Annotated in this window: 23 protein-coding genes, 1 tRNA gene, 1 pseudogene and 1 riboswitch; of the genes and pseudogenes, 12 read left to right on the top strand and 13 right to left on the bottom strand. The window is 63.8% G+C overall.

Annotated features, from left to right (window positions below; genetic code table 11):
• Window positions 1-54 precede the first annotated feature (54 nt).
• On the top strand, window positions 55-2,583 hold the full coding sequence (locus Q1L59_RS11625) for a DNA topoisomerase III (protein WP_300332363.1): 2,529 nt from the start codon (window positions 55-57) through the stop codon (window positions 2,581-2,583).
• Between the two features lie 33 nt (window positions 2,584-2,616).
• Here Q1L59_RS11625 and Q1L59_RS11620 read toward each other — a convergent pair whose 3' ends face one another.
• Window positions 2,617-3,528 (bottom strand): hydrogen peroxide-inducible genes activator, encoded by a 912-nt coding sequence (locus Q1L59_RS11620; protein ID WP_300332392.1) that lies wholly within the window; start codon window positions 3,526-3,528, stop codon window positions 2,617-2,619.
• A 184-nt stretch (window positions 3,529-3,712) separates the two neighbouring features.
• Between Q1L59_RS11620 and Q1L59_RS11615 the strand changes: the two genes are divergently transcribed.
• Together Q1L59_RS11615 and Q1L59_RS11610 are read left to right on the top strand one after the other, a co-directional pair.
• Window positions 3,713-4,009 (top strand): DUF1840 domain-containing protein, encoded by a 297-nt coding sequence (locus Q1L59_RS11615; RefSeq protein WP_300332361.1) that lies wholly within the window; start codon window positions 3,713-3,715, stop codon window positions 4,007-4,009.
• Window positions 3,985-4,728: an N-acetylmuramoyl-L-alanine amidase gene (locus tag Q1L59_RS11610; protein ID WP_366145650.1), complete on the top strand. Its 744-nt coding sequence runs from the start codon at window positions 3,985-3,987 to the stop codon at window positions 4,726-4,728. Before Q1L59_RS11615 ends, Q1L59_RS11610 begins: the two co-directional genes overlap by 25 nt.
• A gap of 48 nt (window positions 4,729-4,776) precedes the next feature.
• Here Q1L59_RS11610 and thpR read toward each other — a convergent pair whose 3' ends face one another.
• Both thpR and Q1L59_RS11600 read right to left on the bottom strand, forming a co-directional pair.
• Window positions 4,777-5,352, bottom strand: coding sequence for an RNA 2',3'-cyclic phosphodiesterase (gene thpR, locus Q1L59_RS11605; RefSeq protein WP_300332359.1), 576 nt, complete (start codon window positions 5,350-5,352; stop codon window positions 4,777-4,779).
• 94 nt (window positions 5,353-5,446) lie between these two features.
• The gene (locus Q1L59_RS11600; RefSeq protein ID WP_300332357.1) at window positions 5,447-5,911 is read right to left on the bottom strand and encodes a universal stress protein; all 465 of its coding nucleotides are present in this window, start codon (window positions 5,909-5,911) and stop codon (window positions 5,447-5,449) included.
• A 218-nt stretch (window positions 5,912-6,129) separates the two neighbouring features.
• On the opposite strand from Q1L59_RS11600, the gene cobT reads away from it, so the two are divergent.
• Window positions 6,130-7,164: a nicotinate-nucleotide--dimethylbenzimidazole phosphoribosyltransferase gene (gene cobT, locus Q1L59_RS11595; protein WP_300332355.1), complete on the top strand. Its 1,035-nt coding sequence runs from the start codon at window positions 6,130-6,132 to the stop codon at window positions 7,162-7,164.
• Window positions 7,165-7,224: 60 nt separating this feature from the next.
• Here the strand turns inward: cobT and Q1L59_RS11590 are convergent, their stop codons facing one another.
• The 7 genes from Q1L59_RS11590 to Q1L59_RS11560 form a co-directional block, all read right to left on the bottom strand.
• Window positions 7,225-7,953: an alanyl-tRNA editing protein gene (locus tag Q1L59_RS11590; RefSeq protein ID WP_300332353.1), complete on the bottom strand. Its 729-nt coding sequence runs from the start codon at window positions 7,951-7,953 to the stop codon at window positions 7,225-7,227.
• A 69-nt stretch (window positions 7,954-8,022) separates the two neighbouring features.
• Window positions 8,023-9,555 carry an apolipoprotein N-acyltransferase gene (gene lnt / locus Q1L59_RS11585; RefSeq protein ID WP_300332351.1) on the bottom strand — a complete coding sequence of 511 codons (1,533 nt, stop codon included), beginning with the start codon at window positions 9,553-9,555 and terminating at the stop codon, window positions 8,023-8,025.
• Between the two features lie 82 nt (window positions 9,556-9,637).
• On the bottom strand, window positions 9,638-10,468 hold the full coding sequence (locus Q1L59_RS11580; RefSeq protein WP_300332349.1) for a transporter associated domain-containing protein: 831 nt from the start codon (window positions 10,466-10,468) through the stop codon (window positions 9,638-9,640).
• Between the two features lie 69 nt (window positions 10,469-10,537).
• On the bottom strand, window positions 10,538-11,005 hold the full coding sequence (ybeY, locus tag Q1L59_RS11575) for an rRNA maturation RNase YbeY (RefSeq protein ID WP_300332348.1): 468 nt from the start codon (window positions 11,003-11,005) through the stop codon (window positions 10,538-10,540).
• Window positions 10,989-12,011 carry a PhoH family protein gene (locus tag Q1L59_RS11570; protein WP_300332346.1) on the bottom strand — a complete coding sequence of 341 codons (1,023 nt, stop codon included), beginning with the start codon at window positions 12,009-12,011 and terminating at the stop codon, window positions 10,989-10,991. The genes ybeY and Q1L59_RS11570 overlap by 17 nt, the downstream gene beginning before the upstream one ends.
• Window positions 12,008-13,375 carry a tRNA (N6-isopentenyl adenosine(37)-C2)-methylthiotransferase MiaB gene (miaB, locus tag Q1L59_RS11565; protein ID WP_300332344.1) on the bottom strand — a complete coding sequence of 456 codons (1,368 nt, stop codon included), beginning with the start codon at window positions 13,373-13,375 and terminating at the stop codon, window positions 12,008-12,010. Before miaB ends, Q1L59_RS11570 begins: the two co-directional genes overlap by 4 nt.
• 117 nt (window positions 13,376-13,492) lie before the next feature.
• Window positions 13,493-13,849: a hypothetical protein gene (locus tag Q1L59_RS11560; protein WP_300332342.1), complete on the bottom strand. Its 357-nt coding sequence runs from the start codon at window positions 13,847-13,849 to the stop codon at window positions 13,493-13,495.
• Window positions 13,850-14,004: 155 nt separating this feature from the next.
• On the opposite strand from Q1L59_RS11560, the gene Q1L59_RS11555 reads away from it, so the two are divergent.
• The 3 genes from Q1L59_RS11555 (at window position 14,005) to Q1L59_RS11545 (ending at window position 17,855) form a co-directional block, all read left to right on the top strand.
• A tRNA-Gly gene (locus tag Q1L59_RS11555) sits at window positions 14,005-14,078 on the top strand.
• A 1,141-nt stretch (window positions 14,079-15,219) separates the two neighbouring features.
• The gene (locus Q1L59_RS11550) at window positions 15,220-16,719 is read left to right on the top strand and encodes an MBOAT family protein (RefSeq protein ID WP_300332340.1); all 1,500 of its coding nucleotides are present in this window, start codon (window positions 15,220-15,222) and stop codon (window positions 16,717-16,719) included.
• A gap of 38 nt (window positions 16,720-16,757) precedes the next feature.
• Window positions 16,758-17,855, top strand: a complete 1,098-nt coding sequence (locus Q1L59_RS11545) for a hypothetical protein (RefSeq protein ID WP_300332338.1) — start codon at window positions 16,758-16,760, stop codon at window positions 17,853-17,855.
• A 38-nt stretch (window positions 17,856-17,893) separates the two neighbouring features.
• Here the strand turns inward: Q1L59_RS11545 and Q1L59_RS11540 are convergent.
• Window positions 17,894-18,049, bottom strand: a pseudogene (locus Q1L59_RS11540) (IS5/IS1182 family transposase); the annotation flags it as partial.
• Window positions 18,050-18,295: 246 nt separating this feature from the next.
• On the opposite strand from Q1L59_RS11540, the gene Q1L59_RS11535 reads away from it, so the two are divergent.
• Window positions 18,296-18,697, top strand: coding sequence for an Hsp20/alpha crystallin family protein (locus Q1L59_RS11535; RefSeq protein ID WP_300332336.1), 402 nt, complete (start codon window positions 18,296-18,298; stop codon window positions 18,695-18,697).
• Between the two features lie 16 nt (window positions 18,698-18,713).
• A complete protein-coding gene (lon, locus tag Q1L59_RS11530) occupies window positions 18,714-21,077 on the top strand; it encodes an endopeptidase La (RefSeq protein ID WP_300332334.1) in 2,364 nt (787 codons plus the stop codon).
• A 12-nt stretch (window positions 21,078-21,089) separates the two neighbouring features.
• Here the strand turns inward: lon and Q1L59_RS11525 are convergent, their stop codons facing one another.
• Window positions 21,090-22,397 carry an ATP-binding protein gene (locus Q1L59_RS11525; protein ID WP_300332332.1) on the bottom strand — a complete coding sequence of 436 codons (1,308 nt, stop codon included), beginning with the start codon at window positions 22,395-22,397 and terminating at the stop codon, window positions 21,090-21,092.
• A complete protein-coding gene (locus Q1L59_RS11520) occupies window positions 22,385-23,146 on the bottom strand; it encodes a response regulator (RefSeq protein WP_300332330.1) in 762 nt (253 codons plus the stop codon). Before Q1L59_RS11520 ends, Q1L59_RS11525 begins: the two co-directional genes overlap by 13 nt.
• Window positions 23,147-23,317: 171 nt before the next feature.
• Between Q1L59_RS11520 and Q1L59_RS11515 the strand changes: the two genes are divergently transcribed.
• From Q1L59_RS11515 to metF, 3 genes are all read left to right on the top strand, one after another.
• Window positions 23,318-23,812, top strand: a complete 495-nt coding sequence (locus Q1L59_RS11515; RefSeq protein ID WP_300332328.1) for a periplasmic heavy metal sensor — start codon at window positions 23,318-23,320, stop codon at window positions 23,810-23,812.
• 97 nt (window positions 23,813-23,909) lie between these two features.
• A riboswitch (S-adenosyl-L-homocysteine riboswitch) is annotated at window positions 23,910-23,982 on the top strand.
• Window positions 23,983-24,091: 109 nt separating this feature from the next.
• Complete coding sequence (gene ahcY, locus Q1L59_RS11510; protein ID WP_300332326.1) at window positions 24,092-25,504, top strand: adenosylhomocysteinase; 1,413 nt, start codon at window positions 24,092-24,094, stop codon at window positions 25,502-25,504.
• 13 nt (window positions 25,505-25,517) lie between these two features.
• The gene (gene metF / locus Q1L59_RS11505; RefSeq protein ID WP_300332325.1) at window positions 25,518-26,408 is read left to right on the top strand and encodes a methylenetetrahydrofolate reductase [NAD(P)H]; all 891 of its coding nucleotides are present in this window, start codon (window positions 25,518-25,520) and stop codon (window positions 26,406-26,408) included.
• Window positions 26,409-26,470 lie beyond the last annotated feature (62 nt).

Below are 26,470 nucleotides of genomic sequence, written 5' to 3'. Positions count from 1 at the left end.
GCCTTTTACGCCCATCCTGAAACCTTACGTTGCCCGGCTGATGAAATCCTTCCCATGAGCAAGAAACTGATCATCACCGAGAAACCCTCCGTTGCCACTGACCTTGCCCGCGCACTCGGTGGTTTCGTCCGTCATGAGGACTACTACGAGAACGACCACTACGTCCTCGCCTCGGCCATCGGGCACCTGCTCGAACTGGCGTGCCCGGAGGAGTATGAAGTCAAGCGCGGCAAGTGGTCGTTTGCGCACCTGCCGGTCATTCCGCCGCATTTTGCCCTGCAGCCGATTGCCAAGACCGAGTCGCGCCTGAAGCTTCTCGTCCGACTGATCAACCGCAAGGAGATCGCGAGCCTGGTCAACGCCTGCGACGCCGGGCGCGAGGGCGAACTGATCTTCAACTACATCGTGCAGCACGCGGCGAGCCGCAAACCGGTCGAGCGCCTGTGGTTGCAATCGATGACTCCCGAAGCCATCAGGGAGGGTTTCCTGCGCCTGCGCCGTGGCAGCGACATGCAGGGGCTGGCCGATGCCGCGCTCTGCCGTTCGGAATCGGACTGGCTTGTCGGCATCAACGGCACGCGCGCGATGACCGCGTTCAACTCCAAGACGGGTGGTTTCCACCTGACGACGGTCGGCCGCGTCCAGACGCCCACGCTGGCGCTGATGGTCGAGCGCGAGGACCGCATACGCAAGTTCAAGCCGCGCACCTACTGGGAAGTCGAGGCCGCTTTCACCTGTGCTGCCGGTGAGTATCGTGGCAAGTGGTTCGACGAGAAATTCGCCGGCAAGGACGACGACGAGCATGCACGCGCCGACCGCTTGTGGGACGAGGCGCAGGCGAGAAGCCTGCAGCAGAAGTGCCTCGGGCAGGAAGGCGAGGTCAGCGAGGAGGTGAAGCCCTCGACGCAGGTCTCGCCCTTGCTTTACGACCTCACCAGCCTGCAGCGTGAAGCCAACAGCCGCTTCGGCTTCTCGGCCAAGACGACGCTGGCCTTGGCCCAGGCGCTGTACGAAAAACACAAGGTTCTCACCTATCCACGTACCGAGTCGCGCGCGCTGCCCGAGGACTATCTGCAGACGGTGATCAGCACGCTCACCATGCTCACCGGCGAGGGGCTGGGCAAGGGGCACGACGAAGCGGCACTCGCCCGTTACGCGCCGTTTGCCCAACAAATTCTGGATCGGCGCTGGGTCGTGCCGAACAAACGCGTGTTCAACAACGCCAAGATTTCGGACCACTTTGCCATCATTCCGACGCTGCAGGCGCCACGCCACCTTTCGGAGCCCGAGACGAAGCTCTACGACATGGTCGTCAAGCGCTTTCTCGCCGTCTTCTTCCCGCCGGCGGAATACCTGATCACGACGCGCATCACGCGCGTGCTCAGCGAGCCGTTCAAGACCGAAGGTAAGGTTTTGGTCAACGCTGGCTGGCTCGCCGTCTATGGACGCGAGGCGCAGTCCGGCGACGAGGGCAATCTGGTCGCCGTGCAGCCAGGTGAGCGCGTGCTTGCCGCCGATGTGCTGCTCGCCGCGCAACGCACCAAGCCGCCGCCACGCTACTCGGAGGCAACCTTGTTGACGGCCATGGAAGGCGCCGGCAAGGCGATGGACGACGAGGAACTGCGTGCGGCCATGGCCGGGCGAGGTCTGGGAACACCCGCGACGCGTGCCCAGATCATCGAGAATCTGCTCAGCGAACAGTATCTGCATCGCGATGGGCGCGAACTGATGCCGACGGCAAAAGCATTCTCGCTGATGACGCTGCTCAACGGGCTCGGCATTCCGGAACTCACGGCGCCTGAACTGACTGGCGAATGGGAATGGAAACTCGCCCGGATGGAGCGCGGCGAACTTTCGCGGGGAGATTTCATGAAGGAGATCGCCGCGATGACGCACGACATCGTCGCCCGCGCCAAGAGCTACGACAGCGACACGATCCCGGGTGACTTCGGCGAGCTTGTTGCATGCTGCCCGAAGTGCGGCGGCAAGATCAAGGAAACCTATAAGCGCTTCCAATGCCAGGCTTGCGACTACGGCCTATGGAAAATCGTCGCCGGCCGTCAGTTCGAGGCGGCGGAGATTGAAGAACTGCTCAGCCACCGAAAGATTGGACCGCTCAGCGGCTTCCGCAACAAGATGGGCCGTCCGTTCAATGCGGTTGTTCAGTTGAATGACGAGCACGCGCCGGAATTCGACTTCGGGCAGTCGTCGAGTGGCAGCGACGGCAGCGCTGATGAAGTCGATTTCTCGCACAGCGAGTCGCTCGGTGCGTGTCCGAAGTGTGGCGCGGGTATTTTCGAGCACGGCCTGGCGTATGTCTGTGAGAAGTCGGTTGGCGCCGCGCGCAACTGCGACTTCCGTTCGGGCAAGATCATCCTTCAGCAGACGATCGACCACGAGCAGATGCGGAAACTGCTCCGCAGCGGGCGCACCGATCTCCTGCGCGACTTCGTTTCGGCGCGCACCCGGCGCAAGTTCGCTGCCTTCCTGGTGCGTGCCGCTGACGGCAAGGTCGGCTTCGAATTCGAACCGCGTCCGGCGAAGGGTTCCGCGCGCAAGACCGCCAAGGCGCCAGCCGAGTGAGCGGCCGGCGAGCCGCCAGGAGTCTGGTCGGGCTCAGACGATCGACACTCCGGGGGGTGGCGAATCGACGATCGCCCGGCGCAGGACATCGATCGCCTGCGGGCGGGGAAAGCTGGCGCGCCAGGCGATGACCACTCGGCGCGCCGGTGCCGGGTCGGTGAACGCCCGATAATGCAGCAGCGGATCGTCGTGCGGCCACGAGGCGGCGGCCGATGCCGGAACGACCGAGATCCCGGCGCCGCTCGCCACCATGTAGCGCACCGTTTCGAGCGAACTTCCTTCCAGCGCACCCTCGGTCCCGCCCGCTTGCGTCAGTTGCGGGCACGCCTGCACGACTTGTTCGCGAAAGCAGTTGCCGCGACCGAGCAGAAGAAGCTTGTCGCCCTCGACCGCTGCCGGATCAATCCTGCTCTCGCTGGTCAGCGGATGCCCGCCGGGCAGCAGAACGCAAAACGGCTCCTCGTAGACGACGCGCGAAACGACCCCGGCTTCGGCAAAAGGCAGCGCGACGATGATCACGTCGAGGTCGCCGCGGCGCAACTGTGTTGCCAGATTGACCGTAAAGTTTTCCTGCAGGTACAAGGGCATTTGCGGCGCGCGCCGGTTCACGGCGGGAATCAGGCGGGGTAGCAGATAGGGCGCGATCGTATAGATCACTCCGAGGCGCAGCGGGCCCTGTAACGGGTCCTTGCCCTGGACGACGATCTCCTTCAGCCGTTCGGCTTCTTCGAGCACGCGCAGCGCCTGCTCGGCGATCCGTTCGCCGATGGCGGTCAGGCGCACATCGGCCGACGAACGTTCGAACAGAACCACGCCGTCGCGCTGCTCGACCTTCTTCAGCGCCACCGAGAGCGTCGGCTGTGTGACATGACAACGCTCGGCCGCGCGCCCGAAATGCCTCTCGTGCGCCAGCGCGACGATATAGCGCAACTCGGTAAGGGTCATCGCCGACCATTCGCTGAAGCCAAAGGTGACAGTGTACGGCTCATTGCCGGCAAACGGTAGCGCTTGCACCGGCGATGCTTGCCGCGCGTCGTCGCAAGGAAGACAATGGAAGTCCTGCCACCAAGTCCGTGAGGCGTCTGCCATGCTGGTCACCTTCACTTCGAGCACGTCGGGGGAAATCATGATGTTTGCCCCGATCGCCCGCCAACTCCTCGAAATCATCGGCAAGGAGTGCTCAGCGCGCGGCGTGATTACCACTGAGCAGTTGCCCGAGGCCATCCATCGCCTGCGCCAGGCGGTGCGCGAAGCCGCCGCTCCGCCGGCGGCAGAGGCGGCCGCCAGTGCCCCGGCGGATGACGACGACGCCGGCGAAGGCCAGCATGTCGGCCTGGCGCAGCGCGCTCACCCGTTGATCGAACTGCTCGAATGGACACGCCAGCGCGAGGGCTTCATTCTTTGGCAGGCGGCCAAGGATTTCTGACTGCAGCGCGCCGCCGCCTGGCCAGCCTGCTGGCTGCGGCGGGCGCTTTCGGCGCTGGCGGCGGCCTGGCTACACCCGAAGTTGCGGTCGACGTCGGCCATACGCTGAGCGAACCCGGTGCGACGAGCGCGCGCGGACGCGCCGAGTTCGACTTCAATCGGGTTCTCGCCGCGCGTCTGGTCGAGGAGTTGCAGGCACGCGGCCTGCTCACGCGGCCGATCAACTTCGACGGCCGCATCGCCAGTCTCGCGGCGCGCGCCGAAGAGGCGACCGGAGCCGATCTGCTGATCTCGATCCACCACGATTCGGTGCATGCCGATCTGCTGCAGCAATGGGACTGGCATGGCGCGACGCACACCTACAGCGACCTGCACAGCGGCTTTGCCCTCTTCGTCTCACGCCGCAATTCCGGTCTGGCTTTGAGTCAACGCTGCGCCTCAGCGATCGGCGCGCGCCTGCGCCGCATGGGCTTTGCGCCGGCGACCCATCATGCCCGGCCACTCGCCGGACCGGCCCGGCCGGCAGCCGACGAAACCAACGCGGTCCACTATTACGACAACCTTGTCGTTCTCTATCGCAGCACGCTGCCGGCGCTGCTTTTCGAGGCCGGAGTGATCAAGCACCGCGCCGAGGAACTGCGCCTGCGTGATCCCGAGCAGCAGGCACGTATGGCCGATGGCATCGCAACCGGAATCGCCGCGTGCTTGTACGCCCGATGAGCGTGGCTTGCGCGCGCTGACCACCGGCCGGTGGTCGGCCCTGAGCACTCAGCCGTCGCCGGTCGCAGCCAGGCGCGCCGCGTAACGGCAGACGATCCGGTAGCCGCCCGCGCTGCCCAGCAGCGACTCGACCAGCGCGTAGTCGTTGATCTGCCAGTCCATCGGGGCCGCTTCCTTCGCCAGCATGACTGCCGGTGCGCGCCGGGCAAGCGTGACGTGCGGACGAAAGCGCCGCTTCTCGACCGGCAGGCGAAGACGGTATAAGGCGTCAGCAAGCAGCGTGTGCAGGCGCACCAGCTCCGCCGGCAACGCCTTCGCCGGTAATACGAGCAGGCCGCGTGGCCAGAGCTCGGCAGGTGAAAAGCCGATGCGGAAGGGGCTGAAAACGAGCTCCAAACCGGCGCTCACTTCGCTCAGACGACTGCGTTCGAGCGCGCCGATGAAGTGCAAGGTCAGATGCAGCCGTTCGCTGCGTACCGGCGAGCACCCTGGCGGCCACTCCGCGTCGGCGCAGAACCTGGCGAGTGCCGCGCGCTCGTCGTCATTCGGCCAGAGGGCAAGGAACAGACGCGCCGCCGCTGCTCGGCGCGAATGCTCAGCCGCGGCCGCGTACGGGGTCTTCACGGCAAGTGCAGGTGATGGCCAGCGAGCAAAGTGGGGAGCTGACCGGCCAGCGGTGGTGCGCCGCAGCGCCTCGCGCCAGCGCCTGGCGCCCCGCCTACTCGTCCGGGTCCTCGCCGCGCACCAGAAGGAGCGAAGTCTGTCCTTTGCGCACCAGACGCTCGGCGACGCTGCCGACGAAAAAGCGCTCGATGCCGCGCCTGCCATGCGTGCCGACCACGAGCAGGTCCGCCTGCCACTCAGCGGCCGCCGCGATCAGCATGTCGGAAACATGTTTTTCTTCCGACTCGATCAGCCTGGTTTCTACATCTACGCCCTGCCCGCGGGCTTCGCCAGCAAGCCGCTCGAGAAAACCCTGAGCGCCCATGCGCAAGCGCGCTTCCGTCTTGCCAACGCTGTTCGGCAGCATCATGGCCACTTCCCGATTCGACAGTATCGTTTCGTCGATCGCATGGCAGATCGCCAGCCGGGCGCCGGTTGCCTTTGCCAGCGCAACCGCATCGCTCAGGACCTGGCTGGTCATGAAGCTCTCGTCAACCGCAACCATGATTCGTTTGTACATCGCGCTCGACTCCTCATTCCGCAAAGTGCTCAGACAGGCCGCACCATAGCACCGATCAGGCCCGGCGGGAACACTCGACGCGCCCGTTCTACGGGCGCGACCCCGGGTGCTGGCAAGGCGCGTGCGACGCCGACCCGCCGCACCCTTGCCGGGTGCGTGGCCAGCAGGCGACGAGGCCTGCGTATAATCGACGCCTCGCCAGCCAAGGACAGCGCCACATGCACGTCTTCATCCCGCCGACCGCCGAACTTCCCGATCTGCAGGCCAAGATCGACGGCAAGACCAAGCCGCTAGGCGCGCTCGGCGAACTCGAGCGCCTCGCCCGCCAGATTGGCCAGGTTCAGCAGACCCTGCAACCGCAACTCGGTCGACCCTGCGTGCTGGTTTTCGCGGGCGACCATGGTGCTGCCCGCGCCGGAGTTTCGGCCTACCCGCAGGAAGTCACCTGGCAGATGGTCGAGAACTTCCTCGCCGGCGGTGCCGCGATCAACGTCTTTGCGCGCCACAACGATCTCCAGTTGCAGGTCGTCGACGCTGGCGTCGCACACGATTTCGGCGTACGGCCGGACCTGCTGGACGCCAAGATCGCCTTTGGCACGCGCAATTATCTCGAAGAAGCGGCGATGAGCGTCGATCAGCGCGACGCTGCGCTGGCGCGCGGTGCGGCGATCGTGCGCAGCCTGGCCGAGGCGGGTTGTCGGGTTGTCGCTTTCGGCGAAATGGGCATTGGCAACACTGCCTCAGCTGCGCTGCTCACGCATCTGCTCACTGGCTCGCCGCTGGCCGATTGTGTCGGGCGTGGGACCGGACTTGACGATGCCGGGCTGGCGCGCAAACGTGATCTGCTGGCGCACGCGCTGCGGCGCGCCGGTTTGTCATCTTCCGCCGACCCGGCTACCGTCCTCGCCGAGTTCGGCGGCCTGGAAATCGCGATGCTGACCGGCGCCATGCTCGCCGCCGCCGGGCAGCGCATGCTTCTCTTGATCGACGGTTACATCGTGACTGCCGCCTTGCTCGTCGCCGCACGCATTGCGCCGGCGATCGTCGATTATTGCGTTTTTTGCCACCGCTCTGCGGAACCAGGTCATCTTGCGCAACTGCGCGCGCTGCGCGCCGAACCGCTGCTCGATCTCGGTTTGCGTCTGGGAGAGGGAACCGGCGCCGCCCTAGCCTGGCCACTGGTCCGCGCCGCGGCGGCCTTCCTCAACGAGATGGCGAGTTTCGCCGCGGCTGGCGTGAGTGAGCGCCAGTGAGTCGACACGCTCGAGGCAACGCAGCCGACTGGCGCCGGCCGCCAGTGCTGCTCGGCTGGCTCAGTCGGCGAGGACGATCTCGACGCGCCTGTTCTGCTTGCCCTCATTGCGGATTCTGACCACCCGGATAGCGCCGATTTCGGCGGTGTTGGCCACATGCGTGCCGCCGCAGGGTTGCAGGTCGATGCCGGCGATGCGCAGCAGGCGAACCTGTCCGCAGCCGCTGGGCGGTTGTACGCTCATCGTCTTGACGAGTTCAGGTCGGGCTGCCAGTTCCTCGTCACTGATCCATACCGTCTCGATAGCGACGCCACGCGCGATCAGCGCGTTCATCTCGTTCTCGATGCGCACCCCGTCGAGCTGGCTCATCTCGATCTTGAAGTCGAGGCGAGCCTTGTCGGGCGCGATGTTGCCGCCGGTCACCGGCGCCACGACGACGCAGGACATGACATGCAAGGCGGTGTGCAGGCGCATCAGACGATAGCGGCGCGCCCAGTCGATTTCCAGCCCGAGCACTTCGCCCGGCTCGGGCATCGCCTGCCCGGCTGCCGGCAGATGCAGAACGACATCGCGCGTGTGCTCCTTGCGCGTGTCGGCGATGGCAATACGTTCGCCATTGGCACGCAACAGCCAGCCGGTGTCGCCAAGCTGTCCGCCGCCGAGGGGATAGAAGATCGTCCGGTCGAGCTCGATTCCCGTCGGGTGCACCGCGCTGACGCGCGCAGTCGCCTGCTGCAGATAGGCATCTTCACGAAACAGCAAGTCGGTTGGCAAAGCAGTATCCTCCATGACGGGTGATGCAAAGTGTGCCGGCAAGCCCGGGTGGCATTCGCCGCCAACGGCAAGTTCATCGGCGTGCTAGGGCAGCCGGCGGCGGCCTGCCGCAAGCGCGACGAACACGGCGGCAAGCACGACGATCGGCCAGTTTCCCCAACGAACAAAGGGAGTTGCTCCGGCATACGGCTGCACTTCGCCGACCAGTGCGGCGCGCGTGAACGGCGGCAGGACGGCCTGCAGCCGACCGTCCGGGTTGACGATGGCGGTCATCCCGGTGTTCGTCGCGCGCAGCATCACGCGGCCGGTCTCCAGCGCGCGCATTTGAGCGATTTGCAAGTGCTGTGCCGGCGCCAGCGAATCGCCGAACCAGGCGACGTTCGACAGGTTAACCAACAGCGTCGCCGTCGGCAAGGCGTCAATGATCTCCTCACCGAAAGCATCTTCGTAGCAGATGTTGACCCCGACACGTTGGCCGGCGAGCAGCAGGGGCGGCTGTCGCCGCGCGCCACGCGTGAAGTCGGCCAGCGGAATGTCGACCAACGCCATGAACCAGGCGAAGCCCGGCGGGACGAACTCGCCGAAGGGAACCAGGTGGACCTTGTCGTAGCGTTGTTCGCCGGCTGTGCCCAGGCTGAGCGCCGAGTTGGCATAGCGCCGCCCGTCGGCGACCGCGATACCGAACAAAACGTCGCCGTTTTGGCGTAAAGCCAGTTCGCGCAAGGCCTCGAGATAGGCCAGCGGAATCTGTTCGAGAAACGCCGGCAGCGCCGTTTCGGGCATCACGGTCAGCCGGGCAGGGTTCTCCTCGGCCAGGCGATAATACGTCTGCAGCGATTCGACCAGGCGCTCCGGTCGCCACTTCATCTCCTGCGCGACGTTTCCCTGCAACAGGGCAACCGAAAGCTTGTCGCCGACCGGCTCCGTCCAGCGTACAGCGCTCAGGTACTCGCCACCGCCGAAAAGTGCGGCGAGGCCGAGTAGCGGCAGCGCTGGGCACCAGCGCAGCACGGCGCGCGTGCTGCAGTGGTCCACGGTCAGCCAGCGCCGGCCGACCTCGTAGATCAGCGCGGCGCCCAAGGCCGACGCCAGCGAAACGCCAAACACGCCGACGAGCGGCGCGTAGCCGGCCAGCGGGCTGGGCGGAACCTGCGAATAGCCGGCAGCCAGCCAAGGGAAGCCGGTGAGCAGCCAGCCACGCGTCCACTCGGCAAGCGTCCACAGGCCGGCGAAAAGCAAACCGCGGCGCAGCCGGCCGTCCGGCGCCAGACGGATGAAGAGCGCGCCGACGGGCGCGCTAACGAGCGCCAGCACGGCGCAGAAGAGAACCGTGGCCAGTCCGGCAAGCGGCATCGGCAGTCCGCCGAAGACGCTCAGGCTGACGAACACCCACGACACGCCAGCGAGAAACAGCCCGCAGGAAAAAGCCGTGGTCAACCAGGCGCCGTTGCGCATTCGCCGTTCGCCTTCGGCTTCCGCACACAGGAGGCCGAAAAGGCCGGCCAGCGTCAGCCAGTTGAGGGGGAACCAGCCGCAAGGCGCAAAGGCGAGAACCCCGGCAAGGCCGAGCAGGAAAGCGCAGGCGCGGCGCCAGGTCGCTTGCTGGAAGCGCATCATCGACCGGCCAACGTCGGGCAGCGAAAGCCGCCGGGCGAGCGCCGGGCGGGCCGCGCTTGCCGCGCGCAGGGCTGCACTTTCCTCACGACGCCATCGGCAGCCGATGGACGAGCAAGGTGTAGATCCGGCGGCTGTCGACGCGCAGTACCCGGAAGCTGATCCCGTCGATGTCGACCGTCTCGTTGTAGCGTGGCACACGCCCCAGATGGTGGAGCACCAGACCGCCCACCGTTTGACACTTCTCATCGCTGAAAGCGGTCAGAAAGGCCTCGTTGAACTCGCCGACCGTCGTCTGCGCCTTGACGCGATAACCTCCCGCGTGGTCCGTCTGGATGTTTGCGTCGGCCTCGTCGAAATCGTACTCGTCCTCGATGTCGCCGACGATCTGTTCGAGCACGTCCTCGATGGTGATCAGGCCGGCAATGCCGGCGTACTCGTCGATGACGATGGCCATGTGGTTGCGCGAAACGCGAAACTCGCGCAGCAGTATGTCGAGGCGCTTGAACTCGGGAATGAACACCGCCGGTCGCAGCCAGTCACGCAGATTGAAGATGGCCTTTTCGTCGACGCGCAGGAGATCCTTGGCAAGCAGAATGCCGAGCACATTGTCGCGGTCGCGATCGATCACCGGGAAGCGCGAATGCGCCGTCGTGTTCACGCGAGCGACAACCTCGCCCAGCGAATCGTCGATGTCGACTACTTCCATCTGCAAGCGCGGCACCATTACTTCGCGCACGCTCATCTCGGAAGCAGCGAGCGCGCCCTCGATGATGCCCAGCGCGTCGGCAGCGAGCAGATGGCGCTGGTGCGCCGAGCGCAGCAAGCTGATCAACTGTTCGCGATCCTCCGGTTCGCGCACCAGCAACGCCGAAAGGCGTTCCAACAAGCTTGAGCTGCGTGTCGCGCTGTCCATATCATCCTGTGGCACGAAATGCCCGGTCAGCAGTGAGCGGCTGGCCGCTCTGCCCGCATCGTCGATGGCTCATCGCCGGCTCCGGTACGGATCGGCAAAGCCCAGTCGAGCCAGGATCTTCCGCTCGCGCTTCTCCATCCGCGCAGCCTCGCGCCGCCGGCCAACGTGGTCGTAGCCGAGCAGATGAAGCGTTCCGTGAATGACCAGGTGAGCGTAATGTGCGAGCGGCTGCTTGCCCTGCTCGGCCGCTTCTGCCTCGACGACCCGCGGGCAGAGGACCAAGTCGCCATCGACCAACGGTTTGCGCGCATAAGGAAACGAGAGAACATTGGTTGCGTAGTCCCTGCTGCGATAGTCGCGGTTCAGGCGAGCGGCTTCCTCGCGATCGACAAAGCGCACGCCGATCGCTCCTGCTCGGCGACCTTCGACGCGCAGCGCCGCCAGCAGCCAATTCCTGACCAGCGCTTTGGGCGGCACGTCGTCGCTGCGCTCGGCGTAGTACACGCCGATCCGGCGACGCTCAGCGGCTTTCGGCATGTTGCCCGGCGTTATCCACGGCGGCGAGTGCCGCACTGTGCGCCTCATAGGCCGAAACGATGCGCGCCACCAGCGGATGGCGGACGACATCCTCTTTCTGGAACTCGGTGAAAGCGATTCCGCGCACCTCGCGCAGGATCAGGCGGGCCTCGATCAGGCCGCTCTTCTGGCCGCGCTGCAAGTCGATCTGCGTTACGTCACCGGTGACCACGGCCTTGGCGCCGATGCCGATGCGCGTCAGGAACATCTTCATCTGCTCGGGCGTCGTGTTCTGCGCTTCGTCGAGAATGATGAACGCATGATTCAGCGTGCGCCCGCGCATATAGGCGAGCGGCGCAATCTCAATCGCGCCGCGCTCGAACAACTTCCCGACGCGTTCGAAGCCCATCAGATCATAGAGCGCGTCGTACAGCGGCCGCAGGTAAGGATCGACCTTCTGCGCCAGGTCGCCAGGCAGAAACCCCAGCCGTTCCCCCGCCTCGACCGCCGGTCGGGTGAGAACGATGCGCTGGACGAGTTCGCGCTCGAAGGCATCGACCGCCGAAGCGACGGCGAGATAGGTCTTGCCGGTGCCGGCCGGACCGGTGCCGAAAGTGATGTCGTACTCCTGAATGTGCTTCAGGTACTCGACCTGACGTGGCGTACGCCCGTGCAGTTCGCTCTTGCGCGTGAGCAGCGCCGGCGCGGCGCCACCGCTTGCGCTGATGTTGCGTACCGGCCGGTTGAGCAACTCGATCAGGCCCAGTTGGATCTCGTCGATCGACAAGGCATTCTTCGCCTGCGCGTAGAAGCGCTGCAGCGCTTCCGAGGCGACCGCCGTCTGCGCCGCCTCGCCGCGCAGCGTGAAACGCTCGCCACGGCGGGCGATCGCCACATCGAGCGCGGTTTCTATCTGGCGCAGGTTCTCGTCGAGCGCGCCGCAGAGATTGGCCAGTTGCCGGTTGTTGACCGGCGACAGCAGCAACTCAATCGCCTGCCTCGGCGCGCCGACGCTTCTTACCGTCATCCTGTGCCGCCCAGCAGCTCACCGCGCAAGGAGTGCGGAAGAGCCGCGGTGATGCGTACATCGACGAAGCCGTTCAACCAGCGCTCGGCGCCCGCGCGATCGACCGAAAAATTGACTACCCGGTTGTTGTCCGTACGTCCAGCGAGTTCGCTCGTGTCCTTGCGCGACACGCCTTCGACCAGGACACGTTGCACGCTGCCGACCATCGCCGCCGAAATGGCTTGCGCCTGCTCGTCGATACGCTTCTGCAGACGCAGCAGCCTTTCCTGTTTGACCGACTTCGGCGTCGTATCGGCCAGATCAGCCGCCGGCGTTCCCGGGCGGGCGCTGTAGAGAAACGAGAACGACGCATCGAAACCGACCTCGTCGATCAGCCGCATCGTCTTCGCGAAGTCGTCGTCCGTTTCCCCCGGAAAGCCGACGATGAAGTCCGACGAGAGCGACAGGTCGGGACGCACGGCGCGTAAGCGACGAACCAGGCTCTTGTATTCGAGCGCCGTGTAACCGCGCTTCATCGCGGCCAGCACGCGGTCTGAACCCGACTGCACCGGCAGGTGCAGGTGCGAGACGAGCTTGCTCGTCCGCGCATAGACCTCGATCAGCCGTTGCGATACCTCGCGCGGGTGCGAGGTCGTATACCGGATTCTTTCGATTCCCGGGATTTCGGCTACGTAGTCGATCAGCAGGGCGAGATCAGCCGTCTCGTCGCTCGCACCGGACTCGTCGCCGCTGCCCAGCGCGCCGCGGTAGGCATTGACGTTCTGGCCGAGCAAGGTCACTTCCTTGATGCCCTGCGCCGCCAGCCCGGCGACTTCGGTCAGCACATCGTCGAACGGACGCGACACCTCGGCGCCACGCGTATAGGGAACGATGCAGAACGAGCAGAACTTGCTGCAACCCTCCATGATCGAAACAAAGGCGGCCGCGCCGTCGACCCGTGCCGGCGGCAGATGGTCGAACTTTTCGATCTCGGGAAACGAAACGTCGACCTGCGGTCGCCCCTGCCGACGCCGCTTGGCAATCAGTTCGGGCAGCCGATGCAGCGTCTGCGGCCCGAAGACGACGTCGACGTACGGCGCGCGGGCGACGATGGCCGCACCCTCCTGGCTCGCCACGCACCCACCGACGCCGATCAGCAAATCCGGTCGCTCCTGTTTCAACCGCCGGACTCGCCCGAGGTCGTGAAAAACCCGCTCCTGCGCCTTCTCGCGCACTGAACACGTGTTGAACAGAATGATGTCAGCATCTTCCGGCGTATCGGTCCGGACCAGATCCTCATCGGCGGCGAGCACATCGGCCATCTTGTCCGAGTCGTACTCGTTCATCTGGCACCCAAAGGTGCGGATGAACAGCTTCTTGGTCATTGATCGGCTCGGCGTTGGTCAAGAAACCGCCAGGCAGGCAGGCGCAAAGGCGCGCGGCAGCGTGGGCAGGAAGGCTCTCTCGGCATACTGTTCGGTCGTCGTCGCCCTGACCCGATCTCAGCGCGCGCCAAGCGCCGCTCCCTCGCCCGGTGCCAATAGCCAGACCCGATTCACCGCACCCGTGTGGTCGGTCAGATAAGCCACGTCTACCGGCTGCTGGACCTGCATCGGCATGATGATCAGGTTTTGCTCGCTGCGGATTTGCAGGCCCGGCGCGAGCGGCCGCACCTGGCGGTCGATGGTGACGAATCCGTCACCGGCTAGCGGCAACATCAGACCCTTCTTCACCTCGACGGGCAGCGCGCGCACCGCAGCCGGCGCAATCAGCGCTGGCGGTGGCGCCTCCGGCGGGTCGAGCACCCGCTCGACGAGCCCGCCTAGAATCGTATGCAGCAGACCAGTAACGATATCCATCGGCGAATTATAGACACGCTCGCCGCACTCTGTCAGCCTGTCCGCCGCAATCCAGCGAAATCGCCAGCCACCGGCGCACGCTGGGGGCACCAATACGCGTTGTCGGCGAGCGCCCAAACATCGTACAATCGTCGTTGACGAGGCGCTGCTGAGGCGCGGGTGTAGTTCAATGGCAGAACGGCAGCTTCCCAAGCTGCATACGAGGGTTCGATTCCCTTCACCCGCTCCATAGTTACAATACATCAATGAGTTAGCGTGCTTTTCCGTTTCCGTTTCCGTTTCCGTTTCCGTTTCCGTTTCCGTTTCCGTTTCCGTTTCCGTTTCCGTTTCCGTTTCCGTTTCCGTTTCCGTTTCCGTTGCGGGTGGATGTGTCGGCGCGTGCGCGCGGATCATGCCTGCAAGACCGTAATAACGCCACTGTTTTTACCAGCGTGGCCGCTCGTTCGATTTCCGTTGGATCTGCTCCCCGAACCCTAGCCGCACAACTCGGCCGCACGGAGTGGCGACCAACAATGATGACCGAGCGCGGGAACGCGCGGTTATTCAGGAGAAGCAGCTCAGGAACGATGGCTCGGTGCGAATCTGGCCGTTCCTTCCCGCCGGTGTCAACATGGAATTAGTCGAGCATCCAGAGGATCGATGCTGGCGTAAAAACCACCGACGGTTCGCGGAAACCAAGCTGCGCGCCAACTGAGCGGTTTGGAACAGCCGCTGTCACTTGGCCTTGGCGCTACCTGGATCGGCGCTCCCTGATGTCTCGGAAGAGGGTGCTTGATCGTTTCAGACATGCGCTCATCGATGCTCTGACGCAAGTGGTGGTGACTTGGAACTGGCGAGGGAACTTGCTGTGCACGCGTCAGCGTCAATCACACATGCACTTTCGATCGCAGGGATTTGATGCCTGCGGTTCAGCGAGATTCTGAGTAACCGTTCACACCCCCCTGCCTTGTTGCCTCCTGCTCCTTGGCAAGGTGTTGATTCGTCGAGCACGACGGTGCTGGTGGCCAGGGGGACGTGAACGGTTACGATTCTGAAGCGGCTCGATTTCTTGGAGGATTGACCTTTCACCGCTGACGGGCACGTGGAAGCCCAGGCCATCACGGTATTGAAAGTGCGGCTGCCGACGATCGATCCCGTACTGTCCGGTGCAGAGCGGACCAGGAAGGCGGCGGGTTGCAAGACATCAGGATCAGATGTACAACGCCAACTCCTTTTGCGAAAACAGACCAGAGATATGCCGCGCCGGCGAGCTTACGTACCTCTTCGCGTATCACCATCTTGGCCATCTGGGTTCAAGGTCTGTTCATGCCATTTCAACATCGCATAGTCAGTCAGCTATGCCCGATTAATCCTAGACGGCTTCACCCAACATGCTTTTCAGTTCATGGCAGTTCATTCTGCTTTTTCTGCCAACCGCCTTCTTTGCCTATTTCTGGCTAAATCATCGGCGCTTGGTCATCGCCGGGAAAGTCTGGTTGGTGGCCGCGAGCCTGTTTTTCTACGCGTACTGGGATGTCAAGTATCTGCCTCTGATCCTGGGCTCGATCTTTGTGAATTTCGCCATCGGAACAGGGCTTGCCCGCGCACATCTGGCAACACTTCGCGACGTCCCGAAGCGGCACCGCCAGGTCAACAGAAAAGTCATACTTGCTACCGGGATCGTGACCAATCTACTGTTGCTCGGTTACTACAAGTACACCGACTTTCTGCTCGGCAACCTCAACGCCGTGCTGGGTACGAATTATCCGCTACCGCATATCATCCTGCCTTTGGCGATCAGCTTCTTTACTTTCACACAGATCGTCTATCTGGTTGATAGCTATCGCGGGGAGACGGTTGAATACGACCTGCTGAACTATTCCTTGTTCGTCACCTTTTTCCCGCATTTGATTGCCGGTCCGATAGTTCATCATCGGCAGATCATGCCGCAGTTCGCCTCACGTTGGACACTGACCCGAAGATACTCGAATATACTGAGGGGATTGTTCATCTTTGCGATCGGACTCTTTAAGAAGGTAGTCATCGCTGACAGTTTTGCCGTCTGGGCGACAGCCGGGTTCGATGGCGGCCAGGCACTAGGCTTCTTTGCTGCTTGGGCAACGAGTCTGTCTTATACGTTTCAACTGTACTTCGATTTCAGTGGCTACTGCGACATGGCGGTTGGCAGCTCGCTGTTATTCAACATCTGGCTGCCAATCAATTTCAACTCCCCTTACAAGGCGATGGACATCCAGGATTTTTGGCGTCGCTGGCACATCACGCTGAGCAACTTTCTCCGCGACTATCTTTACATTCCGCTGGGTGGAAACCGGCATGGAGAATATCGGACCTATCTCAACCTCTTCATCACTTTTGCTCTGGGTGGTCTATGGCATGGTGCGAGCTGGATGTTCGTCATCTGGGGAGCCATGCATGGTGCTGCACTGATCATCCATCGCCGTTGGCGAGCCTTCGATCGCCCGTTGCCCCCGATGCTGGCACGGATGACGACCTTCATGTTCGTCAACGTCGCCTGGGTGTTTTTCCGCGCGAAAACACTGGATGATGCCTTGCGCGTTCTGCGTGGAATGATCGACTTCGGTTCGGTGTTTGCCGGTACCGCCGCATCGCTCCCAACATCCGATCTTGCTTGGGGTGGCTGGTTGTCCGACGCCCTGTTGCGCTTGATGCCGACAAGCCTTGTCGGGCAACTTCCCACCTTCCTCGCGATCACTGTTGCGTTTGGGCTGATTGCTCAAAAGAATTCGATGGAGATGGCAATCGGCGCGATCGGGGCCAGGAAGCTTCTATATGGCATCATCGTCTTCGCGACAGCGATGTACTTCATGCTAGCGGCCACCAGCACAGTATTTCTTTACTTCAACTTCTAAATCTCCTCATCGTGAAGCGTAGCGTAGTCCGATTCTTGTTGGCAGCTTTATCGAGTCTGTTGGTCGTTCCGGTCATCAACATCCTTGCCGCACCGAATCTTGATACGATCAAATGGACCGAAAAAGCCTTCCTTTTCAATATGGATTTCGCGTCGAGGTTGACGGCACGACTGCTTTATCCTCTGGGAATAAGTACCGACCCAAAGCAAGTGATCCTCGGTAGAGAAGGTTGGATCTACCTGGGGGATCAATATGAACAAACCTTGAGCGTCGATCGTCGACCTCCATCCAAAGCGGACTTTGCTCGTGGTCAGGAGATTGGCCACGCCGCAATGGCATTGGACGCGTTCCTGGCGAGCCGGGGTGTAAAGCTTTTCAGAGTGGTGATTGGTCCAAACAAAGGTTCAATCTATCCTGAGTATTTGCCAGATTGGGCGAAACCCTCTTTGCCTAACGCTACCGATGCTTTGCTCGCAGGAACCGGAACGGTTTTCTACGTTGACCTCCGCGGGCCCTTGCTGGCGGCAAAAACGGATCAGAACGAGCCTTTGTATTACAAGACGGATACGCACTGGAATTACTTGGGAGCGGGAGTCGCGTTTCGAACATTTGCACAACAGGTCAGCTTGGCCGCCCCGGAGATAAAATGGCCACCTGCAACCGTCTATCAACTCGCCCGTGTCGATTCTCGAGATGGTGGTGACTTGGCTGAATTTCTTCGTCTCACCGCGCATCTTTCCGACCGTGAGCCAGTGATCAATACCGCAAGTCTGTCCATAGAAACGAAAGAATCGGACTTCGATACCAAGCAGGTTCTTTACCAGGGTGCCAACAAGGCGGTTCTCCCACCGACAAAGCCCCTTCTTGTTCAATCCGTTGGCGCACTTAACGACAAGAGGGTTCTTTGGCTACGCGACTCTTTCGGAACCGCTTTGTCCCCTTTGATGGCTGCAACATTCAGCGAAGTTCTTCAACTGCATTGGGCCGAGGCAATGCAACCCGGGGGTCGCTTTATCCAGTTGGTTGAAGATTGGAAGCCAGAGTACGTTTTTGTTACCGTGGTGGAACGCGCTTCGAGGAATCCGTGGTTTGCTGCTTACCCGGCGACCGTTGTCGCTCCGAAGGGGGATAGATAGAACGTCCGCGGTCTGCGTTTCTGCACCAACTCGTCTTGGGCATCGACCCCGGTGTGCGACTTCATGTCAAAATGCCATGGCTTGCCCTTCTTCGTCTGCTGCATCTCGCGAGCGCGGGCCTTCGCTTGGTTCTTCACCGACGGCGGTGCGGCCAGGATCGTCGGGTCAGCAAGGGTGCCCTCGCGCATCAGCAGCCTGGCGTTCGTCAGTTGCCCGTTGATTGCCTGGCCGATGGCCTTCGCCAGGTGTCTCTCCTCCGGCAAGTCCCATGCGCAGCGCCGAGCACTTGCTACCCTCCGCATCGTCCGGCGGGGCGATTCAAGCAGCGCTTCGCTAGGACAAGGGGACAAGACGCCAAGGGTGTGAATATTCCGTGCTCCCACCCTATACTATCGCTGAGCTGCATCCGCGGGGCCGTAAGTGAATCGAGGACGAAAGCCATGAGATCTCGTGAAGGAGTGTTCGTCGCCTGGACGGAAGCGCTCGAGCTTCTGCAGGGCGCCGAGCGACTGCAGCATCGTTTCGTTTCCCTGCGAGCGCAGTGGACGGGACCCTGTTGGGAGCCCGCGGTCGATCTGTACGAGGAGGCCGACGAACTCAGGCTGCTGGTCGCTTTGCCCGGCGTGAGTCAGTGTCAGATCGAGGTGGTCCTCGACGAAGCCGGCCTGCTGGTGCGCGGCGAGCGGCCGCGGCCGTGCGCCTCGCCAGGGATGGCGATTCGCCGCCTGGAAATCCCTTACGGCCGTTTCGAGCGCCGCGTGCCACTGCCGCCGGGGAGGTACCGGCTGGTGCAGCAGTCGCTCGCGGACGGCTGTCTGCTGCTCGTTCTGCGTCACCGCTGAGCAGGGCGGCGAGGATATGTCGTCCGAGCGCAGCCGGGAGCGCGGCAACCCGGGCATGCTGCCCATTGCGGACGATGCCCTGATCATCGTGCCGATCCGCAATGTGGTCCTTTTCCCCGGCATGATCCTGCCGTTGACGATTGGTCGCCAGCCCTCGATCATCGCCGCGCAGCAGGCGGTCAAGACCGATCATCCGGTCGGCATCCTGATGCAGCACGACGCCGACATCGAGGCGCCCGCTCCGGACGATCTGAGCCGGGTTGGCACGCTGGCCAACATTCTGCGTTACGTGACGCTGCCGGACAGTACGCACGTCATCGTCTGTCAGGGCTTGCAGCGCTTTGCCGTGCGCGAGTACGTGGCCGAACAGCCGTTCCTGGTCGCGCGCGTCGAGCGTCTCGATGAGGCCGAGGCGAGCGATAGCGAGACCGAGGCGCGTGTGCTGCAATTGCGCGAGCGCGCGCTGGAAGTTCTGCAGTTCCTGCCGCAGGTCTCGCGTGAACTCGTCGAGGCGGTGAAGAGCGTCAGCCAGCCTGGTCCGCTGGCCGATCTGGTGGCGAGCATCGCCGAGATCAAGCTGGCCGAGCGACAGCGCGTGCTCGAGACGATCGATGTCCAGCAGCGACTCGAACTGGTTCTCCAATGTCTGATCAAGCGCCTGGAGGTCTTGCGCCTGTCGCGCGAGCTGGACGAGCGGACGAAGGCGAGCATCGACCAGCATCAGCGCGAGTACCTGCTGCGCGAGCAGATGAAGTCGATTCAGCACGAGCTGGGCGAGGGCGAAGCGGGAAACGCTGCCGAGCTGGCGACGCTGCGACGTGCGATCGTCGAGGCCGAAATGCCCGAGGAAGTGGCTGCTCAGGCGAACAAGGAGTTGCGCCGGCTTGAGCACATGTCCGATGGTTCAGCCGAGTATTCGCTGTTGCGCACCTACCTCGACTGGCTGGTCGAACTGCCGTGGAAGGAGCCGGAAGCCGACCGGATCGAGATCGGCGAAGCCAGACGAATCCTTGATGCCGACCATTTCGGCCTGGCCCAGGTGAAGAAGCGGATTGTCGAGTTTCTCGCCGTGCGCAAGCTCAACCCGAAAGGTCATGCGCCGATCCTGTGTTTCGTCGGGCCACCGGGTGTCGGCAAGACTTCGCTCGGCCAGTCGATCGCGCGCGCGCTCGGCCGCAAGTTCGTCCGCGCCTCGCTCGGCGGTTGCCACGACGAGGCGGAGATACGCGGCCATCGGCGCACCTACATCGGTGCCTTGCCGGGCAACATCATTCAGGCGATCCGCAAGGCGGGTTCGCGCGGCTGCGTGATGATGCTCGACGAAGTCGACAAGCTGGGCAGCGGAATTCAGGGCGACCCATCGGCGGCGCTCCTCGAGGTGCTCGATCCGGAGCAGAACAACTCATTTCGCGACAATTACCTGGCGCTGCCCTTCGACCTGTCGCGGATGCTGTTCATTACGACGGCAAACGTTCTCGACAACATTCCCGGGCCTTTGCGCGACCGCATGGAAGTCATCGAACTGCCCGGCTATACGCACGAGGAGAAGTTCGAGATTGCCCGGCGCTATCTGCTCGCCCGCCAGATCGTGCACAACGGCCTGCAGGAGGGGCAGCTTGCGATCAGCGACGGTGCGCTTGCGGCGATCATCCGCGACTACACGCGCGAGGCCGGCGTGCGCTCGCTCGAGCGGCAGATCGCCGCGGTCTGCCGGCGGGCGGCGGTGAGCGTCGCCGAGGGCAGCGTCTCGGCGCTGGAGGTCGGCGCCGACGATCTCGTCGGGATTCTCGGCGCGAGCAAGTTCGACAACGAAGTCGCCCTGCGCACCAGCCTGGCCGGCGTTGCCACCGGGCTGGCGTGGACGCCGGTCGGCGGCGACATCCTGTTCATCGAGGCGAGCCAGACGGCCGGCGACGGCAAGCTGATCCTCACCGGGCATCTCGGCGAGGTGATGAAGGAGTCGGCGCAGGCCGCCCTGACGCTGGTCAAGACAAGCTTGGGCAGCCTCGGTCTGCAGCCCGGTGGTCTGGAGAAGAGCAACATCCATATTCACGTGCCGGCCGGCGCAATCCCGAAGGACGGTCCAAGTGCCGGCGTCGCCATCTTCATCGCGCTCGTGTCGCTGCTCAGCGAGCGGCCGGTGCGTAACGACACGGCGATGACCGGCGAAATCAGCCTGCGCGGACTCGTGCTGCCGGTCGGCGGGATCAAGGACAAGGTGCTCGCCGCGATGCGCGCCGGGATTCGGCGTGTCCTCCTGCCGGCGAGGAACCGCCGCGATCTCGACGAAGTGCCGGTGGAAGCACGCGAGCGGCTCGAGTTCGTCTTTCTCGATCAGGTCGATGAGGCGATTGCTCAGGCGATGTCGGCGAGCGGGTAGCCGCTCGCCGGTTCAGGTGGCCGGCAATTCGACGATCACTTCCAGCCCGCCGTCCGGTGGATCGTTCAGGCTGAGCTTGCCGCCGCAGCCGCTGACGATGCGCCGGACGATCGCCAGGCCGAGACCGCAACTGCCGTCGGTGGCGCGCGCCGGTTCGAGCTGAGCAAAGGGTTCGAGCGCGTGCTCGCGATCGGCGCGGGCAATTCCGGGTCCGTGGTCGCGTACGCTGAGCACCAGCGTTGACGCCTGGCGCTGCGTCAGCGTCACTTCGATCGGCGGGGCGCCGTGCTGCAGCGCGTTGTCGATCAGGTTGTCGAGCAGGCGCTGCAGGTCGCTGGCGGCGATCATCACCCGGCGCTCGTTGACCGCCGCATCGACGGTCAGCGTCAGCGGCCGGCCGAGTTCGCGCTGACGGGCAACGGCTTCGCGCAGGAAAGCGACGACGGCCAGCGGTTGCGGCGTTCGCCCGCCTTGTTCGCTGCGCAGAAAGGCCAGGCACTGGGCGACGATACGTTCCATGTCATCGACATCGCGCGTCAGGCCGCTACGTTCGCCGTCGCTTTCCAGCAGGGCCAGGCGCAGACGCAGGCGCGCCAGCGGCGCGCGCAGGTCGTGCGTCAGTCCGGCGAGCATCTCGCGCCGTTCGGCCGCAGCGCTCGCCAACTGATCGAGCATCCGGTTGTGGCGCTCGGCCAGCCGGCGGACTTCGGCCGGCCCTTCCGGTGTGACCGTGCGCGCGGCGCCGTCACCGGTGGCGGTGACCGCTTCGCCAAGGCGCGCCAGCGGGCCGACGATGCCGCGCACGAAGAGTACGGCGATCAGCAGAACGACCGCCAGCGTTCCGGCCAGGCGCAGCCAGAGTTCGGGCGGCAGGTCCTGCGGCTCGAAACGCGGTGGCGGCAGAACCAGCCACCAGCGTTCGCCGCCCGAGTGGAAACCGATCCACAGGCCACCACGCAGTCCCGGACCGCTGTGCCGCAGCAGGACAGGCTCGCCCAGGTGTTCGTCGAGTTCGTCGGCGAGGCGCCGGGCGAAGCGAAACTGCGCCGGCTGGCTCGGCACGTGCGGCCCGTCGGCGCGCAACTGCAGGCCCTGCTGGCTGTCGCTGGCGCTCAGGCGGCGCCGGCTTTCATCGTTCAGCCCGGGCAGCGCGCTTTGCAGCAGCCGGATCTGTCCGGCAATCAGATGTACCGTCTGATCGACGTGCCAGGCTCGGCGATAGCGGCTGATCAGCGAAAACGTCGCGATTTCGGTCACCGCGATCACCGCGATGACCAGCAGGACGGTTCGCCCGGCGAGCGAAAAGCTCAGGAATCGCATCGTGGCGCAGCCGCTTCGCTCGCCGCATCGGGCACGAAAACGTAGCCGACGCCCCACACCGTCTGCAGATAACGCGGTTGAGCGGGATCGCTTTCGAGCAGGCGGCGCAGGCGATGGATCTGGACATCGATTGCCCGGTCGAACGAATCGCTACCCTCGCGGCGCGTCAGCTCGATCAGACGTTCGCGCTTCATCGTCTGATTGGCATGCGTGACCAGCACGTTGAGCAAGGCAAACTCGCCGCTGGTCAGGGCGACCGGGCAGCCGTCCTTGAGCAGTTGGCGCGTGCTGCGGTCGAACAGCCATTCGCCGAAACGGACGGTGCCGCGTTGCGGTTCGGATGCCGGCGGCCGTCCCCCACGGCGCAGGACGGCCTCGATCCGGGCGACCAGTTCGCGCGGGTCGAAAGGCTTGCCCAGGTAATCGTCGGCGCCCATCTCCAGACCGATCACGCGGTCGACCGGTTCGTCGCGCGCGGTGAGCATGATGATCGGGCGCGTTTCGCTGCGCCCGCGCAGGCGGCGGCAGGCGCTCAGGCCATCCTCGCCGGGCAGCATCAGGTCGAGAATCAGCAACTGGGGCTGGTAACGTTCAAGAAAGGCGTCGAGCTGGCGTGTGTCGGGCAGCAGCAGCGTGTCGTAACCCTGCCGCCCGAGATAGGTGGCGAGCAACTGGCGCAGTTCCGGGTCGTCATCGATGAGCAGGATCTTTTTCACGTGCGTGACCGTCGTCGGGAGAACAGCCGCCATTCTATGCCGCCTGCCGGTTACGTCTGTGGCGGCGCAACATTTTGCAACGAAGTCCTTGCTCGGCGAAATGCCTTGTAACTGGCTGCTGCGCGAGAATGTTTGCACCGCAGGCGAAGCGCTCGACCGCTTCCTGCCGGGCGGAGCCCATCAACCGAAAGAAGGAGTTGTCTGATGAACTGGAAAATCTCACCGCGCCACGCGCTGTTTGCTCTGTTGCTCAGCTTCGGCGCCAGCGGCCCGCTGCTCGCCGCGCCGCCCGATTGCTGTCCTCCTGGCGGTGTCTTCGAGCTGCGCGCAGGACACGTACTGCGCGAGCTGTCGCGCCTGCATGACGAACTCAAACTCAACCCGCAGCAGGAAGCACTCTGGCAGGAGGCCAGCCGGTTCTCGCGCGAGGGCATGGACGCAGTGCGCACGCAGATGCGCGGCCAGCGTGCAGCGGCACTGAGCATGCTCAGTCAGCCGAACGCCGACCTGCGCGCCATCGCCGCCCAGATGGACGAAGCGCGCGAAGCGGGACGCAAGCAGCGCGAAGCGAACCGTGAGCGCTGGCTGCAGGTCTACGACAGCCTCGATGCGGTGCAGAAGGAAAAGGCACGGCTTTTCGTCAAGAGCCGGATCGAGAGAATGGAGGGCGGCGGCAGGTTCGATCGCCCGCGTCGCTGAAGCAGAGCGCGCCGGCGGGCCGCACGGTCCGCCGGAAATCGCTTGCTGCCCCCGCTCGGCAGACTCGGCAAGAGCCAATCCGGGTTATAATTCAGCGCAATCCGAGGAGCGCTGCAGGACCGTAGACCGACGGTTCGAGGCTCGGATTCTCCCAACGGCGCTCATCCAACCAACCCTGACCGGGGATGGGGCAAAGGGTGGGCCCGGCCGAGACCTTTCTGCCGGCCAAAGCCGCCGCTTTTCCCCCTTTCCCGGTCACCGCTTGCAAGGAGTTCTACCGTGCCGGATGCTTCCATTGAAAGACATGACTACGTTGTTGCCGACCTTCGCCTAGCTGATTGGGGCCGCAAGGAAATCCGCATTGCCGAAACAGAAATGCCCGGCCTGCTGGCAATTCGCGAAGAATTCGCCGTCAGCAAGCCGCTGCAGGGGGCGCGGATCACCGGCTCGCTGCACATGACGATCCAGACCGCCGTTCTGATCGAAACGCTGCTCGCCCTCGGGGCTGAAGTCCGCTGGGCCTCGTGCAACATCTTTTCGACGCAGGACCACGCGGCGGCAGCTATCGCGGCTGCCGGCATCGCCGTTTTTGCCGTCAAGGGAGAGTCGCTCGCTGATTATTGGGAGTATACGCACCGCATCTTCGAGTGGCCGGATGGTGGCTACAGCAACATGATCCTCGACGACGGTGGCGATGCGACGCTCCTCCTGCATCTCGGCGCGCGCGCCGAGCAGTCTCCCGAGGTGCTCGCCAAGCCGACCTCGGAAGAAGAAACGGTGCTTTTCGCTGCGATCCGCGCCAAGTTGGCGAGCGATCCGACCTGGTATTCGCGCCGCCTCGCGGCGGTCAAGGGGGTGACCGAAGAAACCACCACCGGCGTCCACCGGCTTTACCAGATGCACGCGCGTGGCGAACTCGCCTTCCCGGGAATCAACGTCAACGACTCGGTGACCAAGTCGAAGTTCGACAACCTGTACGGTTGCCGCGAATCGCTGGTCGACGGAATCAAGCGCGCCACCGACGTGATGGTCGCTGGCAAGGTTGCGCTGGTCTGCGGTTACGGCGACGTCGGCAAAGGTTCGGCACAGGCTTTGCGCGCGCTCTCGGCGCAGGTCTGGGTGACCGAAATCGATCCGATCTGTGCGCTGCAGGCGGCGATGGAAGGCTACCGCGTGGTCACCATGGATTATGCCGCCGACAAGGCCGACATCTTCGTCACGGCGACCGGCAACTACCACGTGATTACGCACGCGCACATGCTGAAAATGAAGGACCAGGCGATCGTCTGCAACATCGGGCATTTCGACAACGAGATCGACGTTGCGTCGATCGAGGGCTATCAATGGGAGGAAATCAAGCCGCAGGTAGACCACGTGATCTTCCCCGACGGCAAGCGGATCATCCTGCTCGCCAAAGGTCGGCTGGTCAATCTCGGCTGCGCCACTGGCCACCCCTCGTACGTCATGAGTTCGTCGTTTGCCAACCAGACGATTGCCCAGATCGAGCTGTTTACGCGTACCGCCGACTATCCGGTGGGCGTCTATACGCTGCCCAAGCATCTGGACGAGAAGGTCGCTCGTCTGCAACTCAGGAAGCTGAATGCCGTGCTCACCGAACTGACCGACGAGCAGGCCGCGTATATCGGCGTGCCGAAAGCGGGTCCGTACAAGTCCGAACATTACCGCTACTGAGGCTGCCGCTGCAATGAGCGAGAGCCGACGCATCTTCAGCCTCGAGCTGTTTCCGCCGCAGACCCCGGAGGGCGCCGAAAAGCTGCGCGCAGCGCGCGCGCAGATGGCCTTGCTGCGCCCGAAGTTCTTCTCGGTCACCTTTGGCGCCGGCGGCTCGACGCGCGAGCGCACGCTGGAGACGGTCCTCGAGGTTCAGCGCGAGGGCCACAACGCGGCGCCGCACCTGTCGTGCATCGGCTCGACGCGCGAAAGCATACGCAACATCCTCGAGCAGTACCGCGCCCACGGCATTCGCCAGCTCGTTGCTCTGCGCGGCGATCTGCCGTCGGGAATGGCGCGCCCGGGAACGTTTCGTTACGCGAATGAACTCGTCGAGTTCATTCGCGCCGAGACGGGCGACTGGTTCCACATCGAGGTCGCGGCGTATCCCGAATGCCACCCGCAGGCGAAAAGCCCACGGGACGACCTGCTCGCTTTCAAGCGCAAGCTCGCCGCTGGCGCCAACTCGGCGATCACCCAGTATTTCTACAACTTCGAGGCGTACGAGAGCTTCATCGACCGCTGCCGGGCGATCGGCATCGAGGCGCCGATCGTTCCCGGAATCATGCCGATCGCCAGCTACAGCAGTCTTGCCCGTTTCTCGGACAATTGCGGGGCGGAGATTCCGCGCTGGATCAGACGGGCGCTCGAAAGCTACGGTGACGATTCCGCGTCGATCCGCGAGTTTGGCCTCGAGGTCGTCGGTCGGCTGTGCGAGAAGCTGCTCGCCGCCGGCGCGCCGGGGCTGCACTTCTACACGCTGAACCAGGTTGCGCTGACCCGGACGCTTTGGCAACGGCTAGGCCTGAGAGGCTGTGAAAAAATCCCGAGCCTACCCTCCGGGAACGTGGGACGCAGGGTATAATGACAATGTCAACTACGGACGGTTTCTGGCGATGACTGAATCTCTTTTTCGCGAGGAAGAAG

The sequence above is a fragment of the Accumulibacter sp. genome (genome assembly GCF_029255125.1).
GTDB lineage: Bacteria > Pseudomonadota > Gammaproteobacteria > Burkholderiales > Rhodocyclaceae > Accumulibacter.
Note: the sequence above shows the minus strand (reverse complement) of the source record. Positions and strands in the feature narration are given on the sequence as shown.

Coding starts and splice junctions, on each gene's coding strand:
- lnt (WP_300332351.1), bottom strand. CDS start 9,555: ATGATGCGCTTCCAGCAAGCGACCTGGCGCCGCGCCTGCGCTTTCCTG.
- cobT (WP_300332355.1), top strand. CDS start 6,130: ATGCACGTCTTCATCCCGCCGACCGCCGAACTTCCCGATCTGCAGGCC.
- Q1L59_RS11560 (WP_300332342.1), bottom strand. CDS start 13,849: ATGGATATCGTTACTGGTCTGCTGCATACGATTCTAGGCGGGCTCGTC.
- lon (WP_300332334.1), top strand. CDS start 18,714: ATGTCGTCCGAGCGCAGCCGGGAGCGCGGCAACCCGGGCATGCTGCCC.
- Q1L59_RS11535 (WP_300332336.1), top strand. CDS start 18,296: ATGAGATCTCGTGAAGGAGTGTTCGTCGCCTGGACGGAAGCGCTCGAG.
- Q1L59_RS11600 (WP_300332357.1), bottom strand. CDS start 5,911: ATGTACAAACGAATCATGGTTGCGGTTGACGAGAGCTTCATGACCAGC.
- Q1L59_RS11625 (WP_300332363.1), top strand. CDS start 55: ATGAGCAAGAAACTGATCATCACCGAGAAACCCTCCGTTGCCACTGAC.
- Q1L59_RS11615 (WP_300332361.1), top strand. CDS start 3,713: ATGTTTGCCCCGATCGCCCGCCAACTCCTCGAAATCATCGGCAAGGAG.
- Q1L59_RS11520 (WP_300332330.1), bottom strand. CDS start 23,146: ATGGCGGCTGTTCTCCCGACGACGGTCACGCACGTGAAAAAGATCCTG.
- Q1L59_RS11515 (WP_300332328.1), top strand. CDS start 23,318: ATGAACTGGAAAATCTCACCGCGCCACGCGCTGTTTGCTCTGTTGCTC.
- Q1L59_RS11570 (WP_300332346.1), bottom strand. CDS start 12,011: ATGACGGTAAGAAGCGTCGGCGCGCCGAGGCAGGCGATTGAGTTGCTG.
- Q1L59_RS11525 (WP_300332332.1), bottom strand. CDS start 22,397: ATGCGATTCCTGAGCTTTTCGCTCGCCGGGCGAACCGTCCTGCTGGTC.
- Q1L59_RS11580 (WP_300332349.1), bottom strand. CDS start 10,468: ATGGACAGCGCGACACGCAGCTCAAGCTTGTTGGAACGCCTTTCGGCG.
- Q1L59_RS11590 (WP_300332353.1), bottom strand. CDS start 7,953: ATGGAGGATACTGCTTTGCCAACCGACTTGCTGTTTCGTGAAGATGCC.
- Q1L59_RS11550 (WP_300332340.1), top strand. CDS start 15,220: ATGCTTTTCAGTTCATGGCAGTTCATTCTGCTTTTTCTGCCAACCGCC.
- metF (WP_300332325.1), top strand. CDS start 25,518: ATGAGCGAGAGCCGACGCATCTTCAGCCTCGAGCTGTTTCCGCCGCAG.
- miaB (WP_300332344.1), bottom strand. CDS start 13,375: ATGACCAAGAAGCTGTTCATCCGCACCTTTGGGTGCCAGATGAACGAG.
- ybeY (WP_300332348.1), bottom strand. CDS start 11,005: ATGCCGAAAGCCGCTGAGCGTCGCCGGATCGGCGTGTACTACGCCGAG.
- Q1L59_RS11620 (WP_300332392.1), bottom strand. CDS start 3,528: ATGACCCTTACCGAGTTGCGCTATATCGTCGCGCTGGCGCACGAGAGG.